14 protein-coding genes and 5 pseudogenes are annotated in these 18,638 nt (G+C 35.4%); 13 read left to right on the top strand and 6 right to left on the bottom strand.

What is annotated here, in order from left to right; all coding sequences use genetic code 11:
* Positions 1-227: pseudogene (locus tag MOC86_RS21505) on the top strand (IS3 family transposase); the annotation flags it as partial.
* A 41-nt stretch (positions 228-268) separates the two neighbouring features.
* Here the strand turns inward: MOC86_RS21505 and MOC86_RS21500 are convergent.
* Together MOC86_RS21500 and MOC86_RS21495 are read right to left on the bottom strand one after the other, a co-directional pair.
* On the bottom strand, positions 269-697 hold the full coding sequence (locus MOC86_RS21500; RefSeq protein ID WP_268586026.1) for a hypothetical protein: 429 nt from the start codon (positions 695-697) through the stop codon (positions 269-271).
* Positions 698-753: 56 nt separating this feature from the next.
* Entirely contained in the window at positions 754-1,758 is a 1,005-nt protein-coding gene (locus tag MOC86_RS21495; protein ID WP_268586025.1) for a DUF3231 family protein, read from the bottom strand.
* A 233-nt stretch (positions 1,759-1,991) separates the two neighbouring features.
* Between MOC86_RS21495 and MOC86_RS21490 the strand changes: the two genes are divergently transcribed.
* Positions 1,992-2,138 carry a hypothetical protein gene (locus MOC86_RS21490; RefSeq protein WP_268586024.1) on the top strand — a complete coding sequence of 49 codons (147 nt, stop codon included), beginning with the start codon at positions 1,992-1,994 and terminating at the stop codon, positions 2,136-2,138.
* Positions 2,139-2,656: 518 nt separating this feature from the next.
* Here the strand turns inward: MOC86_RS21490 and MOC86_RS21485 are convergent.
* Positions 2,657-3,754 carry a glycosyltransferase family 2 protein gene (locus MOC86_RS21485; protein ID WP_268586023.1) on the bottom strand — a complete coding sequence of 366 codons (1,098 nt, stop codon included), beginning with the start codon at positions 3,752-3,754 and terminating at the stop codon, positions 2,657-2,659.
* Positions 3,755-4,162: 408 nt separating this feature from the next.
* Here MOC86_RS21485 and MOC86_RS21480 point away from each other — a divergent pair, with 408 nt between their 5' ends.
* From MOC86_RS21480 to MOC86_RS21465, 4 genes and pseudogenes are all read left to right on the top strand, one after another.
* Positions 4,163-5,713 carry an NTTRR-F1 domain gene (locus MOC86_RS21480; protein ID WP_268586022.1) on the top strand — a complete coding sequence of 517 codons (1,551 nt, stop codon included), beginning with the start codon at positions 4,163-4,165 and terminating at the stop codon, positions 5,711-5,713.
* 321 nt (positions 5,714-6,034) lie between these two features.
* A pseudogene (locus tag MOC86_RS21475) lies at positions 6,035-6,407 on the top strand (IS1595 family transposase); the annotation flags it as partial.
* 352 nt (positions 6,408-6,759) lie between these two features.
* The gene (locus MOC86_RS21470) at positions 6,760-8,415 is read left to right on the top strand and encodes a M14 family metallopeptidase (RefSeq protein WP_268586021.1); all 1,656 of its coding nucleotides are present in this window, start codon (positions 6,760-6,762) and stop codon (positions 8,413-8,415) included.
* A 508-nt stretch (positions 8,416-8,923) separates the two neighbouring features.
* Entirely contained in the window at positions 8,924-9,382 is a 459-nt protein-coding gene (locus MOC86_RS21465; RefSeq protein ID WP_268586020.1) for a hypothetical protein, read from the top strand.
* Positions 9,383-9,672: 290 nt separating this feature from the next.
* Here the strand turns inward: MOC86_RS21465 and MOC86_RS21460 are convergent, their stop codons facing one another.
* Entirely contained in the window at positions 9,673-9,819 is a 147-nt protein-coding gene (locus MOC86_RS21460; RefSeq protein ID WP_268586018.1) for a hypothetical protein, read from the bottom strand.
* Positions 9,820-10,626: 807 nt separating this feature from the next.
* On the opposite strand from MOC86_RS21460, the gene MOC86_RS21455 reads away from it, so the two are divergent.
* From MOC86_RS21455 to MOC86_RS21430, 6 genes and pseudogenes are all read left to right on the top strand, one after another.
* Positions 10,627-11,103: a hypothetical protein gene (locus tag MOC86_RS21455; protein ID WP_268586017.1), complete on the top strand. Its 477-nt coding sequence runs from the start codon at positions 10,627-10,629 to the stop codon at positions 11,101-11,103.
* Positions 11,104-11,510: 407 nt separating this feature from the next.
* The gene (locus MOC86_RS21450; RefSeq protein ID WP_268586016.1) at positions 11,511-12,131 is read left to right on the top strand and encodes a DUF3231 family protein; all 621 of its coding nucleotides are present in this window, start codon (positions 11,511-11,513) and stop codon (positions 12,129-12,131) included.
* A gap of 15 nt (positions 12,132-12,146) precedes the next feature.
* A pseudogene (locus tag MOC86_RS21445) lies at positions 12,147-12,515 on the top strand (DUF3231 family protein); the annotation flags it as partial.
* A gap of 470 nt (positions 12,516-12,985) precedes the next feature.
* Positions 12,986-14,598, top strand: a pseudogene (locus tag MOC86_RS21440) (amidohydrolase).
* A 63-nt stretch (positions 14,599-14,661) separates the two neighbouring features.
* Positions 14,662-14,862, top strand: a complete 201-nt coding sequence (locus MOC86_RS21435) for a DUF3311 domain-containing protein (RefSeq protein ID WP_268586014.1) — start codon at positions 14,662-14,664, stop codon at positions 14,860-14,862.
* Complete coding sequence (locus MOC86_RS21430) at positions 14,859-16,349, top strand: sodium:solute symporter family protein (protein ID WP_268586013.1); 1,491 nt, start codon at positions 14,859-14,861, stop codon at positions 16,347-16,349. Before MOC86_RS21435 ends, MOC86_RS21430 begins: the two co-directional genes overlap by 4 nt.
* A 166-nt stretch (positions 16,350-16,515) precedes the next feature.
* Here the strand turns inward: MOC86_RS21430 and MOC86_RS21425 are convergent.
* Positions 16,516-16,701 (bottom strand): annotated as a pseudogene (locus tag MOC86_RS21425) (hypothetical protein); the annotation flags it as partial.
* A gap of 49 nt (positions 16,702-16,750) precedes the next feature.
* A complete protein-coding gene (locus MOC86_RS21420; protein WP_268586012.1) occupies positions 16,751-17,068 on the bottom strand; it encodes an inner-membrane translocator in 318 nt (105 codons plus the stop codon).
* A gap of 263 nt (positions 17,069-17,331) precedes the next feature.
* Between MOC86_RS21420 and MOC86_RS21415 the strand changes: the two genes are divergently transcribed.
* Complete coding sequence (locus tag MOC86_RS21415) at positions 17,332-18,630, top strand: citrate:proton symporter (RefSeq protein WP_268586011.1); 1,299 nt, start codon at positions 17,332-17,334, stop codon at positions 18,628-18,630.
* Positions 18,631-18,638: the final 8 nt, after the last annotated feature.

Raw genomic sequence — 18,638 nt, 5'->3', positions numbered from 1 at the left:
AGAAGGGAATCAAGGTAAATCGAAAAAGAGTAGGCAAACTAATGCGTCAAATGAACGTGTATGCGAAAGGAAGTCGGTATCGCTATAAGCGTTATAATAAGAAATCACCTTCTATAGAAAGACCCAACCTCTTAAATCAAGTTTTTCATACAGACGGACGAAATAAAATATGGGTCGGTGACATTACCTATATTCCTACTCAAAAGGGTACCTTATACCTCGCAGTAAAGGATGGGATATTATACAGTATTCCTTTTTCTGATCTCTATTAAAGGACCCATCTACAAAGGACTTGAACAACTAAACCAATTACTACGCCGGGAAGTACAAATAACATAGGCAGCCACACAGGACCCCATAACACCCCAAAGATTGTCAATGTTGAGGAATAAATGGCTCCTACAGTTACAAAATAGGCGCTGAATACAAACGGAAGAAAAGAATATCCGTCTTTTCCTCCTCCGGCATCTTTAAAAGCATCCCACGCCGCAAAAAAGTATACACACGGATAAAACATCAACCATGGATAATTCGTGTGTTGGATAGCCGATAAAATATCCCCTTGAAAACTTAAAATAATGACTTCGTTAAAATTCGCTTGTACATTAATCAAAAATTCGAGAATTAGTAAAACTGTGCCTTTAACATATTTACCGTTTAAATATTGGCCAAATCCAGGAAGTGCAATACTCCACATTAACTTTTCAAATGGATTATTCTTCACTTAAATCTACCCTAGAAATAGTATTTTAATTATTGTTCTTTTGCAATTTCCTTTCTATTCGGAGCAAGTGGCGGTTGTTCTAACCATTTATTTTTCACCATAATATTAAACCATTTTTTAGTTACCATTAGATTTTTCAGAATGGTGCCTTCATAAGTGGTTATAAGGTCTGTTCGCATGGCTGATGCTAAACCGGTTCCGTGATACGCTTGTGCAGCTTGGAACAAGAAACCAATATGATACAACATCAACTTATCGGAAAAAGGGGAGTCGGTTGAAATGGTCACTTCTGTTTCCCACGATCGAGGAACAGGTAAATTATCCGCGTGCATGATTTTTGAAAAGGCTTGTATCTGTTTATCAGCCGTGTTTTGGGAATCCTCTAAAAACTTTCTTACTTCTTTTGATTGAGCGACTTGACTGAAAGCGATAGAAAGCGTTTTAGCCATAATACTCTTTTTCAAGTTGAACGAAATACTTATAATTTCTGGTGCAGATAAGCGTCTTCCTTTTCCGAAAATGCCATCTGTGAAATCTTGACTAGAAATAAATTCAGGATTTTTGGCAGGATAAAATAAAGGATCTCTCTGAAAGTTCCCTTTCTCAAGCAATAACTCAATCGTTTGATGATACATTCTTTTGGCATCACTATCACAAGAGTCGTAAAAATCCCTTAAGTCCTTTCTAACCGAAACACCTAATGCAGTGGTATGCCCGAGCAAGCCGTGTAACGTCATGATATGTAAGTAATTCAAGCAAAAGATATCCGTGAACAATTTCTCCGTACCTTTATAGAGATCAGACTCCGTAAATCCAATGGGAACTGGAAACCCTTCGTTTTCTATAAAAGCTACGATTTGTTTCTTTTGTTTTGCAAAGGTCTTAATAGCATCTTCAAAAATGGTCTTGATTGACTCATCTTCAACAATAGAGAACATATATCGATTGACTACATCTGTCATTGTTCCGTTTATATATTCTCCCCATAGTGTTCCTATTTCGGAAGATGTGAGTTTTAACTTATTCTTATCCACATTATCACCTCTTGGATAATATTTGCCGATTCACCAATAGATATGAATTTTTTCTTAATAAAAGAGGTAGTCAGCATGTAATTTCTGATAAGCAACATTATGTTAACTGTAAATACATAGGATATTCATGTCATAAACGGTTCTCTTAAGGTGTTATTTACCATAAAAACACATGAATGATATCCATTATTTTTTCACAAACTAACATCATCATTTTTGGAGGTACAAAAAGAATGGCTCAAGCCATCTCATGGATATTCTTCCTGTTACCTTGGGTTTTACTCTGCCCTTTAGATTCACAACGTGTAAAACGTTTTGCTCCAGTAGGTCTATTCTCAGCTCTTGTTATTACCATCATTTTTCAAATAGCAGAAAAATAGAACTGGTGGATTATAAATAATAATATATTCTTTTTGACTAGTATTTTATCGTTTGTATATGGCTTTTTTATCGTAGCCACTATCCTTGTTTTTTATTTTTCTTACCCAAACTTTTTATTTTATATGATTGCCAATCTTATCATCGATGCCATACAAGGCCATACAAGCATTCATTATAAGTCCCTTTCTTTTTATAAAGGTTGGTCTTTATGACCTACATAAAATTAACGCTTTTGAATTGTTTCTTCTTATGACTTTGGTTTCTCTTATTATTTATGGGTACCAAAAATGGCAAGACACCGTATTTGATGAAACTAAAGTATAATACAAATTAAAAAATAAACATAACAAAGATCGCCTATCATCTGTAAGCAGATAAGGCGGTCTTATTTACCTTGCAATGGAATAGGGATTGCCGATAAAAAGTGTTATGTTAACTGATTTGTTTTGGGTTATCTCTGACAAAAGTTAAAATTTCTGGATTTTGATGAACAGGACTTGCGATTAGTACCCTTTGTTTATGCTCCACTCCCTACACCATCTTCTATTGGGAGTTTTGTTTTTAAATACTCCTTATTATGCAGGTATTTGGGATTGTTGGGTCTGTAAGTACCTGCTAATTCATTATGATGATTTGCCTTTTCATAATCCCCTAAAGCATCGTAACAAACGCATAGTTGAATGTGAGGAATCCATGTAGAGAAAAATGAATTTTGAATTCCACAATTATCTTGTGAAACCTCTGTTTTTGTTGCTAGGTCATACCAGAAAATAGCCGAATGATAATCATTTTTTCCAATAAAAGAATGCGCCAATCTGCAACAAATTTCGGGTCGAGGAGTAGTGTAAGTAAAAGACCGTAGTAAAGATTTAATCATTCTTTCTTTGTCCAAAACCTCGTGATAACAATCTGCTAGGTTCCTACATGCTGCAATATTATCTTCAATCCAGCCTTTTTCTGTTGAAAGAAATTTTTCATAAAAATTAATCGCTCTTGCAAATTGCCGATGATCTTTTAATTCATTTGCAAAATAATATAAATCTCTTGGAGAAAACTCTTCACCAGTAAGTAGCTTTTTCTCATAGATTTTTAAATTACGGTCAGAGTCGTGGTGAATACTTTTATGGGTTACAGCCACTTCGCTATTCATAATATTTCCCCATACTTCAAGGTATTCGTGGACAGAACCAATCCAACGGAACCCATTACTTCTCTTTACTAATCGATTTCTTCTTAAACTTGACGTAACGTTACCATATTCATCTGTAGCTAAAATATACTTCATCGTTACTGAGTCAACAAAAGGATCTAGGTTCATTTTTAATGTCATAAATTTCCTTTGATCCTCTTTTAGAAAAACATCATCCGCATCCAACCATAAAATATAATCTTTGGTGGCTTTCTCAAAAGCGTAGTTACGTGCTTTTGAAAAGTCGTAAATCCATTCAAAATCATAAATTCGATTTGTATATTTACTAGCAATTTCTTTTGTTCGATCGTTGGAACCTGTATCAATGATATTTATTTCGTCAACTAATTGGTAAACAGTCTCTAAACAGCGTCCAATCGAATTTTCTTCATTTTTGACAATCATACACAAACTAATAGAAATCATAACTTGTGCCTCCTATAAATTTTTAATACATGTGTGGTTATCATCCATTTTTATAAATAGAAAAAATAGAAGTCTCGTTCTAAAGTAATGTAAATTTATCAATCAAGAGTTAGAGTACCAGTATATGTGAAGTGAATAATGAAAAAATTTAAGAATTATCATTTTCTCATAGCTCATCATATGTATTTTTCACTAAGATATTAACCTTAAATTTTGTCATATGAATAGTTAGTAAAAAAGGTTATTTTTGTATATATGCAATAATTCTATTGAAACACTTGTAAAACATTTTGGATTTTAGTCATATGTATATCCTTGTAAAGTATTTTTATAAGTAGAAAATACCATAGAACGAAAATGCATGAATTCCTGAAAAGTCATTTAATGAAGTGGGGGGAAAATAATTGAATGTCTATTCAAAACTTAATCATTAATGGGGGATTTGAAACAGGAACGCTCGCACCATGGATAACTGCTAATACAGTAATTACCAGTGAATATTCGCATTTAGGATTTTATTCAGCGAGATTACAAGGAGGGGCAACCTTCTCTTATATTTCACAATTTGTTCCAATTGAACCAGGGGAAAGCTTAGAGATTTTGGCTTCTCTAGCCACAGTAGGACAAGCATCAGCTATTTCGATTACTATCCAAGCGTTTTACTATGACAGTCAGCTTAATTTGCTTGAAAATGGACTTCTTACTACGGTCTCAGGCAATCAAATCCCTAATGTAGAAAATCGTATATGGCTAGAAAACTATCAAACTACGACCACGGCCCCACCGGGTTCCACACAAGCATTTATTGTCATCAATACTCTTCCACAAGTGGAAACTTCGGATATTTTAGTAGATGATGTCGCTGTGTTAGCTATAAGTAATAATGGAGCTACCGGCTCCACTGGGGCAACCGGAATCACTGGAGCGACCGGAATTACTGGAGCCACTGGAGTTACTGGAATTACTGGAGCCACTGGAGTCACCGGGGCGACTGGAGTTACTGGGGCAACCGGAATCACTGGAGCCACTGGAATCACTGGAGCGACCGGAATCACTGGAGCGACCGGAATCACTGGGGCCACTGGAATCACTGGGGCAACCGGAGTCACTGGGGCAACCGGAATTACTGGAGCCACTGGAGTCACCGGGGCCACTGGAATTACTGGAGCAACCGGAATTACTGGAGAAACTGGAGTTACCGGGGCAACCGGAATTACTGGAGCCACTGGAGTCACCGGGGCCACTGGAGTTACTGGAGCCACTGGAGTCACCGGGGCCACTGGAATTACTGGAACCACTGGAGTCACCGGGGCCACTGGAGTTACTGGGGCAACCGGAATCACTGGAGCCACTGGAGTCACCGGGGAAACTGGAGTTACTGGAGCCACTGGAGCGACCGGAATTACTGGAGCCACTGGAGTCACCGGGGCGACTGGAGTTACTGGAGCCACTGGAGTTACCGGGGCGACTGGAGTTACTGGAGCCACTGGAGTTACCGGGGCAACCGGAATCACTGGAGCAACCGGAACTATGGCTAGCTCATATGGTTATGTGTTTAATACCGGTGCCCAAACTGTTAATGCAAATGCAGATGTTGTATTCAATAATACAGGTCCTCTAGCCGGGGGTGTTTCATTTACACCACCTTCTACGATAACCGTGGCTAATGGAGGAGTTTATCAGGTGATTTATGAAATTGTACCATTATTTAGTACGCTAGCAAATACTACGGCAGCTTATGCTCTTCGATTAAATAATGTAAATCAGACTTCTACCACTTATGGTGTCATTTACACAGCTTCTTTTAGTCCGATTTTAGTGGGTTCTGCGATTTTAACGATTCCAAGTGGAGCCACACTGACCATTCGCAATATAGGAGCTACAAGCGATAGTTTTAACACTACGGCAGATGGTGCCACGGTCGTGAATGCTTCTTTTCAAATAACTAGACTAAGTTAAAATAGAGAAACTAGATATAAATTTTTGCATAGTATATACCTTTTTACAAAGCAAATGTGTGGACACAAAAGAAACGGATCTACCACTTTAAATGGTAGATCCGTTTCTTTTGTTAGGATTTCAATTAGCAAAAAGCAAAAAGGGTTAATTTACTTTTTTGTTTTGGTGGCGTTAAAAAAAATTCAATAATTCAAAGAAACTCCTTGACTTTATTCCCTTCACGTTTCGAAACAGAAGTAAATGTAACGTTCATAAAAGTATACTTTTGCGGACGTACCTTTCTTAGAAACAGGGAATCTTGGGATAATAGCAGTTAGCACCAAAGCAATCGGGCATAAACTTTCAAAAGGAAATGTGTTACGTACCGATTCTTGGCGTGCCTTTAAAACATATGCTACCGAAAAAGGTATGAAAATTTATCAGTTCAAATCTGATGGAAAGATTCGAACAAAAGGACTCTATCACATTCAGAACGTCAATAACTACCACCGCAGGCTCAAAGGGTGGATACAACGATTTAACTAACGGAGTTGCAACTAAATATTTGAACAATTACCTTACTAGGTTTCAAGTATTAGAGAGTATTCAACACCGGAAAACTAAAGGCACTATGAATGATTTGATTATTAAAGGAAATCTAATACGAAATGTGGAAACTTATGATACGCTTAGGTTATCTAGTTTCACGATATAATCATCAATTATTCTTGAGATTTCTATTTTTATAAATTTAAATACCGCACCTTCATTCTTATAATATTGAGGGGAAAGCATCCCTGATTTATCAAACTTTCTAGGATCTTTCAACGATAAGGAAATGAACAAAGAGGTATATACTATTTGAAAATATAAACTACTAATAGTTTTGAATAAAATTCTTATAATCTAATTTTTAGAAATCTATCTATTATATTGAATTTAGTTGTGAGCGCCGGTAAAAAGGTTTAGTTCCCTACCTTGAAGTTATTTCCTTAAATGTTATAATTATTTATATAATATTTTAAATTTTTAGAAAATATAATATTATAATCAAGGGGAGGAACATTATGAAAAAAAGTGTAAAACTGACAACCCTGCCGGCTATTTTATCACTCGGATTATTGCTATCGCCATTTTCGGTACAAGCTGATACGCCTTACTATGGAAAGGTCTACAGTCAGCCCGAAAAAATTATAGGGCTTTATCCACAAGTAGTGCCAGCAGAAGCGACACCTGCGTTTACGAAAGGGCAAGAAGCATTTACGACGCAAGAAGAAATGATGGCCTATATGCAAAAGCTCGCTAAAAAAAGTCCATATGTAAAGCTTAAAACTATTGGCAAGTCACAAGAAGGAAGAGAAATTCCAGTGCTCTATTTTTCAAAAGAGAAAAAGTTTGTGGATGGAAAAGCATCGAAAAAGCCAACCGTTTGGCTTCAAAGTCAAATTCACGGAAATGAACCGGCAAGTGGCGAATCTGTGTTAGCCGTAGCAACTCGTTTAACAGAAGACTTTGGAAAAGATGTACTGAATAAGGTTAACATCGTTGTTGTTCCGCGCATTAATCCAGACGGATCATATGCGTTTAAACGTCAGCTTGCGAATAATTTAGATGGAAACCGCGACTACATAAAACTTGAAAGTCCAGAAGTACAAAGCTTGCGAAATGAATTTAATCGTTTTTCACCAGAAGTCGTCATTGACGCCCATGAATATACTCCTTACAGCAGCAGTTTTAAAAATATCGGGAAAGAAGGCGTGTGGAAGTATCATGATATTTTACTTCAATCTGGCCGAAACTTAAATATTCCGAAAAGCATTCGAGAAGTGTCTGATGAGTTATTTGTGAACAGTACACTTCATGATATTAAAAAGCAAGGATATTCGGGAGAGGTATACTATACGTCTCAAGTCAACAAGCAAGGACAGCTTGAGATTGAGGAAGGCTCAGTTGAACCGAGGATCGGTCGAAATTCATTAGGATTGTATCCGTCGTTTTCATTTTTAGTAGAAAGCCGCGGAATTGGCATTGGGCGTGAAGATTTCGGACGACGAGTAGGCGCGCAAGTTGCGACGCAGGAAAAGCTGATTAAACAAACAGCCTTGCACGCCAAACAAATCAAATCGATTGTCGCCAAAGAAAAAGCAGCTCTTGTTCGAAAAGGAAAGAATGCCAATGACCACGATCCAATTGTGGTGAATAGTGAAAATAAGAAAATACCAAACTCCACTCTTGAAATGGTGGATGTTGAAAGTGCTTCTGTCAAAAATATTTCTGTGACATACTACAATGCAAAAGAAGCTACGCCGACCCTTGTCCGTGAACGTCCGACTGCTTATATTTTAAAACCAGGTTATGAAGGTCTAGCTGCAAAACTGCAAGGGCAAGGAGTAAAAGGATTCAAGTTATCCAAAGAAACAGCTCTTTCAGTAGAGGCTTATAACGTCAGCAGTCGTATTGAAAATGAAGCATATGAAAACAGACCAAATATAGAAGTACAAACAAGCCTAAAACAAAAAAACGTTTCGTTTCCAAAGGGAAGCTACGTCTTTTTAACGTCACAGCCTCAAAACAATTTATTATCTCTATCGCTTGAGCCTGAATCAGTAGACAGCTTTACGACGTTCGGGTATCTTCCTACTGAAATAGGACAAGAACTTGATGTCTATCGTTTTACACGTTCGATTGAGAAATCGCCATTGCAAAAAGAGTCTGATAAATAATAAAAAAGCGTGAGGCTTGGCTTCACGCTTTTTTTATTTTGTATAGTAATTAATGTTCAGTTTCTACTTTCAAATTCAGAAACCAAATATTGTATAGAACAGTGTTTAGAAGAGGTTGTAAAGCAAAACTATGTTTTAAGATTGATAGATACAAATTCAGTTGATATAACATTTATTGTAGGGCTCAAATTTTGCATTGAATGGAGAATTACAACGAGTTTGTGCTTTTTCTTGCCCTTTAAGTATATTTTAACGAACGTTTTTTTAGGGATAAGATAAAGACTTTAATAGATTGCAATTTCAGACACTGAAAAACTGCATTTGCTAAAGACTAAGATAACTGTGAAGTTTATGGACGAGATTAGAATGAAGAAAGTGAAGGAATACGAGGGTGTTAAGTAACAATGGAGTTGTTTAATAAACGCCAGTCATGCTATCCCACAATTGAACCATTTAATGTAATGAGAAGCCCAATACAAAACTGGATATGGACATATTTTATTCCACAATGGGAAAACTTGTTGTAGAGGTGAAAGCATTGGAAGATGAAAGGAAAGACGCGCCTAACTATTGTCATTATGTAATGAAAAATGAGACAGATAAATCGTTAAAAGTAATTTGGACTGGTGACATAGAAGATGAACCCAAAATAATAATACTAGAACCTGAACAGGAAAGTGAAGGAATAAAATCTACGGACATGGGAGGGGGAGGAAAAGACACTGAGTTCCGTTATCATATCTATAAAATTAATCAAGATGGTTCAGAATTAGATTGTGGTAGCCATAGAATAAAAATCGAACTCGATGCATTTTCTTTGTGTAACACATCATTTTTGGATATACTTGTAAAAGCAGAAGGGCCTAATGCGGTCGCGATTACATCAGAAGGTATTATTGGTGGGGAGAGCAGAACACCTTACGCAGTACATTTAAAAAGTATTTACCTTAGTGAATGGATGAAATAAACGAAAAAGGACAATGAGCCCAGCGATTAAACAACTATATTTTAACTCTATCCTACATTTAGATGGGACTTATCATTATAAAAAAACCTTTTGCTAATGCTGGGTAAAGGGGGTTCTTTTTATTATAGGGAATTCAACAATGATTAGTTATCATAAAACATGTTCGAGGAAGTAAAAAAGCACAGACCTGTTGATTACCAACGAGTTTGTGCTTTTTCTTTTTACATAGTTATACTTTTATGGAGGGGAGGGTTAATTTATAGAAAATAAAAAGCACTTTGTTCATTGTTTTATGTTTTAGTATCGCCCTTGTCCTGATTAGGATCGCTATTGGACTTCTTCACTATTTGATTTAATTCCCCTGTATCTCCTTTTGCATTGATGATTTCAATTATTTGATTTAACCCTTCGTTCATTTGATCATCATTATCTCTCATCATCTAACCTCCTTATAAGGTTACTATTATCATTTTCCACTTTATTATGAATTATGTTTCTGATTGGATAATATCAAGGCAAAGTTTATTTCACTGTAACTCTTAACATAAGTTATTATGGTCATATTCAAAGCCCCATGAAGTAAACGTTCTTATTAACTATGAATGCTTACCGTATACAAAGTTAGTTTACATAAAATATGTTCGAGGAGAAAAAAAGCACAAAGTTATACTTTTACGGATGGATTATTACTTACAACTTTTTTCATTTCCTGTAAAGGGATATAACAATAAAAAGAGGTTGAACACCTTTTATGTATTTACTTTCTTTTGAATAGAACAGGATAAAGATTTCGTTGTATGAGAGCCATCTATAGGATCAACTTATTGTACTCTAATCCGTAAAGAGAATTAAAATATGTAATATTGTTATCTTTAATGGAGCATACTAACAACGAAAGGAGCTTTATTATGAAAGATAATAACTTCGATAAGTTTTTTTTACGTGTTTTATTCACTTTAAACTTAGTTTTTAATCCCTATTATACTTAGGAAACCCCGATAAAAGACTGGATAGTGGTTTATTTATAAATTCATTAAAGTCGAAACAAATCCTAAGAACAAATCTTCCTTTAGTTGTAAGCTTTGTTCTGATATATAACGTATAATTTCTCAATTCATATAACGCCAATTGTTAGAAGTAACGATTTGGAATCAAAGCAAGCTTAATCTTGCTTTTTTCTTTTATTTAAAGGTATAAAAGGATTTTATTAAGAAAATTATATTAAAAAAATGGAAATGATTGATATGGTTGGACTAGGGATTGCTATTATTATTTTTAATTTTATTGCATTTAAAACAAATAAAAGATTAACATCTAATCAAATTATTCACATTTGGTCGTTTACTATAGCTGCACAGGCAGTCTTTGATACATATGTAGATGCAAGATACCATGGATATTGGTACTTTTCTTTAGAAATTGATTGGAAAACAGTCCCTGCATTATTATTATTAGTTCCACCAGTGAATATGATGTTTCTAAATTGGTACCCTTTTAAAAAAACGCATATCAAACAAATCCTTTATATCTTCTTCTGGATAATAGGCATTTTGATTTATGAAATCATCACATTACTTCCTGAACCTTGGGGTTACTTTCATTATGGGTGGTGGAACCTGGGATATTCTGCAGTTCTCGATCCACTACTTCTTTTTATTGTATTAAAATATTATAAGTGGATATGTAAAGCCGAACATAAACTTTTTACAAAGGGGAAATAAAGTTCTATATATCGAGCACACTATTCAGAATTCCACCAGATCACCATTTTACAGAGACTAAAAATAAAAAAATTACTGTCAAATAAAGAGGGAGTAGTTTTGTGTATTTTTAGTCTGTATACTGTATTCATTCCTTGTTACCATAATGTAAATCCCAGGAAGCTAATTTGATCTTATTACTTTCCCATAAGCTACATGCCAATGCAAATGCTTGGAATCTTGATACTGTCCAATGTTTGTAATAATTCTACAAACTCCGATTGTTAGATTGTGTCTAACAATCGGAGTACAGTTCACACCCGATGAGTCCCTTTTCATTCGAATATTATTCTTGGTAGTTGTTCTCTCATATATTTTTCAATAATGGGTATATTACTCTTTGATATATTAAAGAGGAGGTTGTTTAAATGAAAGATAAAACAAACATTCGATTAACTGCTGCAGAAATGTCTAGCTTATGGTTACAATATATAAATGACACACTAGCAGTCTGCGTGAATACATATTTCTTAGAAAAGGTGGAAGATACGGAAGTACGTCCTATTATCGACTGGACATTAAATATAGCTAAAAACAATCTTTCAATGATGAAAGGTATTTTCACAAAAGAAAAGTTCCCTATCCCTATTGGATTTACGGATCAGGATGTAAATCTACAAGCTCCAAGACTCTTTTCTGATACATTTATCTTAATGTATTTACAACACATGGCTATTCTTGCAATGAGATCGAACAATGCTGCATTAGGCCTAGCAACTCGACCTGATGTGGTTACTTTTTATAAAAAGGTGTTAAACGCAGGTGTTGATGGGCTGGATAAAACACGAGAATTAATGTTGAAGCAAGGTACCTATGTAAGACCCCCTTATATACCTACTCCTGACGAAGTGGATTTTGTGGAGAAACAACATTTTTTAGGTGGATTTTTTGGAAAAAAAAGATCGATTACTTCAATGGAAATCACCCATTTGTTTTTTAATATTCAAACGAATGCCATTGGAAAAGCCCTTATAACAGGATTTGCTTAAACTTCCCAAAATAAAGAAGTGAAACAATATTTGTTAAGAGGAAAGCACCTTTCTCAAAAATATATAGAGATATTTAGCGACTTTTTAGTAAAAGAGGACTTACCTGCTCCAATGGCTTGGGATTCGGCTGTATCAGATAGTACAACAAGTGTTTTTTCTGACAAGCTCATCATGTTTCATGTATCGGCGATGATTGCAGCAGGGATCGGAAATTTTGGAATGGCGATAGCAACAAGTCCAAGAAGGGATTTAGGATTAAAATATGAGTCATTAATTCCAGAAATTTCACTTTACGCTGAAGATGGAGCCAATATTATGATTAAAAATGGATGGATGGAGGAACCTCCACAGGCAGATGACCGTGAAGATTTGATGAAGGGTTAGAATGATGTGGCGAATGAAAAAGAAACGTCATTATGGAACATTGCTCTTCCTGGTTTCGGTCAGTTTTGAATGGTGAATATACAAAAGGGGTATTTTAATCAAACTTTATTAAAAAGTAACAAGTAAAACAAGCGTAAATCCATTGAGCAAAAATGGGTTTACGCTTTTTCTTTTCCTATATGTATACTTTTACGGACGCTTTGTTTGATTCCATGTTCAACATAATTTAACTGAATATTCACTTAATTAAAGAATTTGTATTTGTTTTCTAATATTTTTACATTTTGTCCAATGAAAGAGAAACTATACACTACTATGATTGTATTATCAGAATATTTAATTGTTTTTTAGTTAAAAGGGGTTTTTGATGGTAGTGAAAAAAGAAATTAAAACAGTAAAGCACTTCATTAATGATCGATGGTTGGAATTAGCTAGTCAAAAAAATGAGTAATTCTAAAAGGGGTATGTTTATGAAAGCTGACGTTGTATTGATAAATGGAGAAGTTATTACAGTAGATCAAAAGAATACAGTAGTTGAAGCTGTGGGAGTAAAAGATAATCGTATCATAGTTGTCGGTTCAAATCAGGAGGTTAAGAGTTTTATAGGAGAAGAAACAAATATATTAGATCTACAAGGAAAAACGATTCTTCCTGGATTCATTGATTCTCATATTCACCTTATTTTATATGGAGTTAATCAGTTAGCGGTAAGTTGTAAAGCTGAACATATGGACTCTATTGAGTCTTTGTTAGATGACTTGAGGAAGAAATCCCTAGAAACTCCAAAAGGGGAATGGATACGTGCGTGGGGCTTCAATGAAACCGTTGTGAAGGAAAAGCGTTATCCAACGATCGCTGAGCTTGATGTAATTTCAACAGAACATCCCATTATTGTATCTCGTACTTGTAGCCATATAAGCGTGGTGAATAGCAAAGCGTTAGAAATTACGCAAATTCACGAAAATACACCGGATCCTAATGGGGTAGTTATTGAAAAGAATCAGGAAGGAAGGCTTACAGGAAGGTTAATTGAAGCAGCAAATATGGCAATGAACGAGGTTGCGAGTTATACAGAGAGTAAACTAATGAAAGCTGTGAAAATTGCATCAGATCATTTCATTGCAGCAGAAGTATACATGAGGCAGGTGGATATGGCTCTGAAAGTTACCGTTTACTGCAGCAAGCTGTAATGAGTAAGGATATTCGTGTCCGTATATATGCAATGATAGGGGCGTTAAATAACTCCCATGAATTTGTTAATAAAATGGTCGAAGCCGGTGTAGTAACTGGTACAGGAGATGAGAGATTCAAAGTTGGACCAGCAAAATTGTTTATAGATGGGAGTAGCACCGGACCTACAATTGCAACTCGTAAGCCATACTCTAGTGATTCTGGTAATTCTGGCATTCTTTATTATAGTGAGGAAGAAATCTACGAAGTTTTAGGTGAAGCCCATAAAAAAGGTTATCAAATAACTGTACATGCACAAGGGGATAAAGCTATTGAAATGTATTTAAATTGTGTAGAAAAGGCGTTAAAGGACTCACCAAGAAAAAATCATCGCCACCGGATTGAACATGCGGGGATTTCGTCACCAGATTTACAAGAGAGAATGAAAAAACTCCAGGTTATTCCTATTCCGAATCCTTCATTTCCTTATGAATTTGGGGAGATATATGTCCAACACTATGGTGAGCGTGTCAATCACATGTATGCTGTTCGTGATTTTATTGATAGTGGCATCATGGCAGCAGGTGGATCGGATGCGCCAGTTACTGATTATGATCCTTTATTAGGAATTCACGTTGCTGTTAATAGAAAAAGTCAGTCCGGAATGGAAATTGGTGATAATCAATCTATCAGCGTAATGGAAGCCATTAGACTATTTACTTGGAATGGCGCTTATGCGAGTTTTGATGAAGAGAAAAAAGGAAGTATAGAGGTCGGAAAGTTGGCGGATTTAGTTATATTAAATGATAGCATTTTACGTGTCAATCCAAATCAAATTAAAGATTTAAAAGTAGAAACAACGATTATTGATGGCGAGATTATCTACCAGAGGGGGAATTTAATAAAAATCTAATATGGCATTAATTATTCCCTACGTAATTTTTGTAATATCGACTAACCACCAAGGAGGTATAATTTGAAAGCTATTAAACTTTTAATTTTCGTTCCGTTTATTGGATTCTTGGGTTTCTTGCCATTTGCAAATAAAATTGAACCTTACGTATTGGGCATGCCTTTTCTATTATTTTGGGTTGCATTTTGGATGGTGCTTTCCTCCATTATTTTAACAATTGTATATAGGTTTGATCCTGATAACAAAGGTTGTGATGTAGAATGAATATGCCCTTATTTATTATTTTTATTTTCCTAGTTCTAGCCCTTTATTTAGGCATACAAGCAAGAAAAGGGAAGGACATGAATATGGAACAATTTTCTATAGGAGGCAGAGGTTTTGGAACATTTTTTGTTTTCTTACTAATTGCTGGTGAAATTTATACGACATTTACATTTCTAGGTGGAAGTGGATGGGCCTACTCAAAAGGAGCAGCTGCTTATTATGTTCCTGCATACATTTTTTTAGCCTATGTACTTTCTTATTGGTTATTGCCAAAAATTTGGAGATATTCTAAAGAACATTCTATTATCTCCCAGCCCGATTATTTTGCCTCTAAATATGGAAGTCGTACAATGGGGATTATAGTGGCTATTTTAGGAAGTTTGGCCCTTATACCTTATATCGTCATACAAATTAAGGGATTAGGAATAATTGTTTCAGAAACTTCTTACGGGGTTATTTCACCAGTTTTCGCGAGTATTATAGGCGCCATCGTTGTTACTACTTATGTAATGATATCAGGTATCCATGGCTCTGCTTGGACTGCTATAGTTAAAGATTTTATGATTTTGATAGTTGTTATATTTTTAGGTATATATATTCCTTTTCACTATTTTGGAGGGATTCAGCCAATGTTTGAGACCGTTCAGGCTGTTAAACCTGAAATGTTTACATTGTCAGACAAAGGGTTAAGTCAATCCTGGTTTATCTCCACTGTTTTGTTACAAGCCGTAGGTTTTTATTTATTACCTCAAACTTTCATGGTGGTCTTATCATCAAATGGAGAAAAAACGCTTCGTAAAAATGCGATTGCTTTACCTTTATACACCTTGTTACTACTGTTTGTCTTTTTCATAGGTTTTGCAGCTATTGTGCAAATTCCAGGTTTGAAAGGAGCTGATGGAGATCTTTCTCTTTTAAGATTATCAGTTCAAACCTTTGATCCATGGATAATTGGCTTGATTGGGGCAGCTGGCTTACTAACGGCTTTAGTGCCAGCTTCCGTTATGCTAATGGCTGCATCAGTTGGGTTAACAAACAGTTTTTACAAAACTCTGGTACCGGAAGCTACGGAGAAACAGCAACTAATTGTCTCAAGACTAATTATTATTGGTCTATCTGTCGTTGCTTTAATAGTAACTATCACAGGCGGAGACGCATTAGCTATTTTGAATATCATGTCATATAGTTTAATTACTCAATTAGCACCAGCGTTGTTTTTTAGCCTACCTAAGAACAATATTATTAATAAGTATGGAGCAATTGCAGGAATTATTTCAGGGGTGCTTATAGTTTTATATGCGACAATTTCAGGCGTAAAGATTGCTACGTTTCTGCCGAATGTGCCACATGTAATTAATGATATTAGTACAGGTATTATAGCTTTATTAATAAATTTAATAGTAACGTTTATTGTAAGTATATTTACTAAAAATATAGCTATTCATGGTAAGCAAACGAAAGGAGTTAAATTTAATCCTTTTTTATGAAATAAAGCTCCTGCTATTTCAAATTAATTGAAAGTTACACCTATGTATATGATATATAAGACTCGTTAACGTAAACCATGTTATCGGCACATAGAAGGACCTTATTTGAATCAAATAGGGTTCTTTTCTCTTTTTATTAAGGATTAGGAACTCTAACAAAGGTTCCTAAACCAGCTATTTGTTTTTCTATAGAACCACCTAATTTTCTTATTAATAACACAGACCCAATAGAATGATCAAAGCGAGTCACATTTCAATTTAGGTTTACCAAATAACTAGCACCTCTCTGGTGAATATTCTTAAGCCTTTGAAGAGGTTTAGTTTGTATTAGTTCAGCCAAAATAGGGTCCAAATTAAAAGAGCCTTAAATAGAATCATAAATTTTCATAAAACTACGTTCATTATACTACCTTACGCGTACGAAGTTTAAGGACTAGTACATATATAAAACCACTTACTACCATTAGAAATCCATTCGCACATGTAAAAATCCCTAAAATAGCGCCTCCGTAAGCAGCTCCTTCTCCAGTTTCCCCTTGTTCAAGATGTTGAAAATGAAAGAGCAAACTGCCGCTTAAAAATCCAATGATAGGGGACAAGAGCATGATAGAGAGTCCCCATAAAACAAATCGCCAGCGCGATCGTTCCAAAAAAATAAAAGAGCAAATGTTTAATATAAAGATAATACAAATGAAAACAGCTAAAATAAAATTTTCCATTTTCTCTCTCCTTATCTATAGATATATAATTTTTGACGAGATTCGTCCTAAAAAGTTTTAAAAATTTATCTTTTCTACGAAAAAGGATTAACAGAGATGCTATAATGAACATTAATCTTCTATGATAAGGCTTACATAATAGTTCCACTATTATAAAGAAAGTGAGGGGGAAGAACATATGTAGGTCAAATTTTTAGAATATTTAGTCTTTTAAAAGTGGATTTCTAAGTTTTCTGTTTTATATACAAAGGGGGATTTGGGTCGTGCTGTCGATGTTAGGTTTTTGTATGATTGCTACTTTTCTTTTTTTCGTTATTTTTAAAAAGCTTTCAGTTGTTGTTGCATTTGTGTTTGTATCTGTTGCTTTTGCTCTAATTGGGGGATTTGGGGCAAACATGGGCGAGATGATGATGGACGGGATTATAACTGTCGCGCCAACAGCGGTTATGATTGTTTTTGCTATTTTATACTTTGGATTAATGATTGATGTAGGGCTATTTGATCCAATGGTTTCTCGTATTCTTACGTTTGTAAAAGGAGATCCGCTGAAGGTTGTAATGGCAACAGCTATTATTACAATCATTGTTGGGCTTGATGGAGACGGTTCGTCTACTTTTATGATTACAATTTCAGCCATGCTCCCTCTTTATAAACGTTTAGGGATGAATCGACTTATCTTAGCTTGTGTTGTTGCATTAGCAGCGGGCGTTATGAACATTATTCCTTGGGGAGGACCTTTAGTGCGAGCTTCTGCAAGCCTTGGGGTTGAAGTATCAGATCTATTTATCCCGCTTATTCCTGTGATGATTTCAGGCCTTTTATGGACGCTCTTTTCTGCTTATATACTTGGCAAAAAAGAACGTGATCGCTTAGGCGTTATTAATCTAGAAACAACCCAAGCAAAAGGTCTCGCAGAACAAGCTGTAGCAGCTGAAAAAGGGGGAGCAGGCCTATTTTGGTTTAATTTATTGCTTACATTAACGCTTATGGTTCTTTTAGTTATGGAAGTATTGCCAATTCAAATTTTATTTGCGATTGCTTTTACTATCGCTCTATTTGTCAATTTTCCAAATCCAAAAGAGCAGCAAGAAAGAATTTTGAGTCATGCTCATAGCTTTGTTACAATCAGTACTCTTGTGTTTGCAGCAGGTATTTTTATTGGTGTTTTCAGCGGTACAAAAATGATGGATGCTATGGCAAATTCTATTGTTTCAATTGTTCCGGATTGGTTAGGACCGCACTTGGCATTAGTTGTAGCTCTAACAAGTCTTCCGCTTAACTTTATTTTTTCTCCTGATGCGTACTATTTTGGAATTTTGCCGATTTTAAGCGAAACAGCAGCAAACTTTGGCGTAAATCCAGCAGAAGTGGGGAGAGCTGCTCTTTTAGGACATTCAACTGTAGGCTTTCCTTTATCTCCTCTTGTTCCAGCAACATTTATTTTAATCGGACTTGTAGGGGTGGATTTTGGAGAACATCAAAAATTCTTGTTAAAATGGGCAATCGGAACAACTGTAGTTATGACGGTAATAGCTGTTTTAACAGGAGCTATTCCATTTTAAAAAACAAA

It is taken from the genome of Priestia endophytica, assembly GCF_026790145.1.
GTDB lineage: Bacteria > Bacillota > Bacilli > Bacillales > Bacillaceae_H > Bacillus_I > Bacillus_I endophytica_A.
Note: the sequence above shows the minus strand (reverse complement) of the source record. Positions and strands in the feature narration are given on the sequence as shown.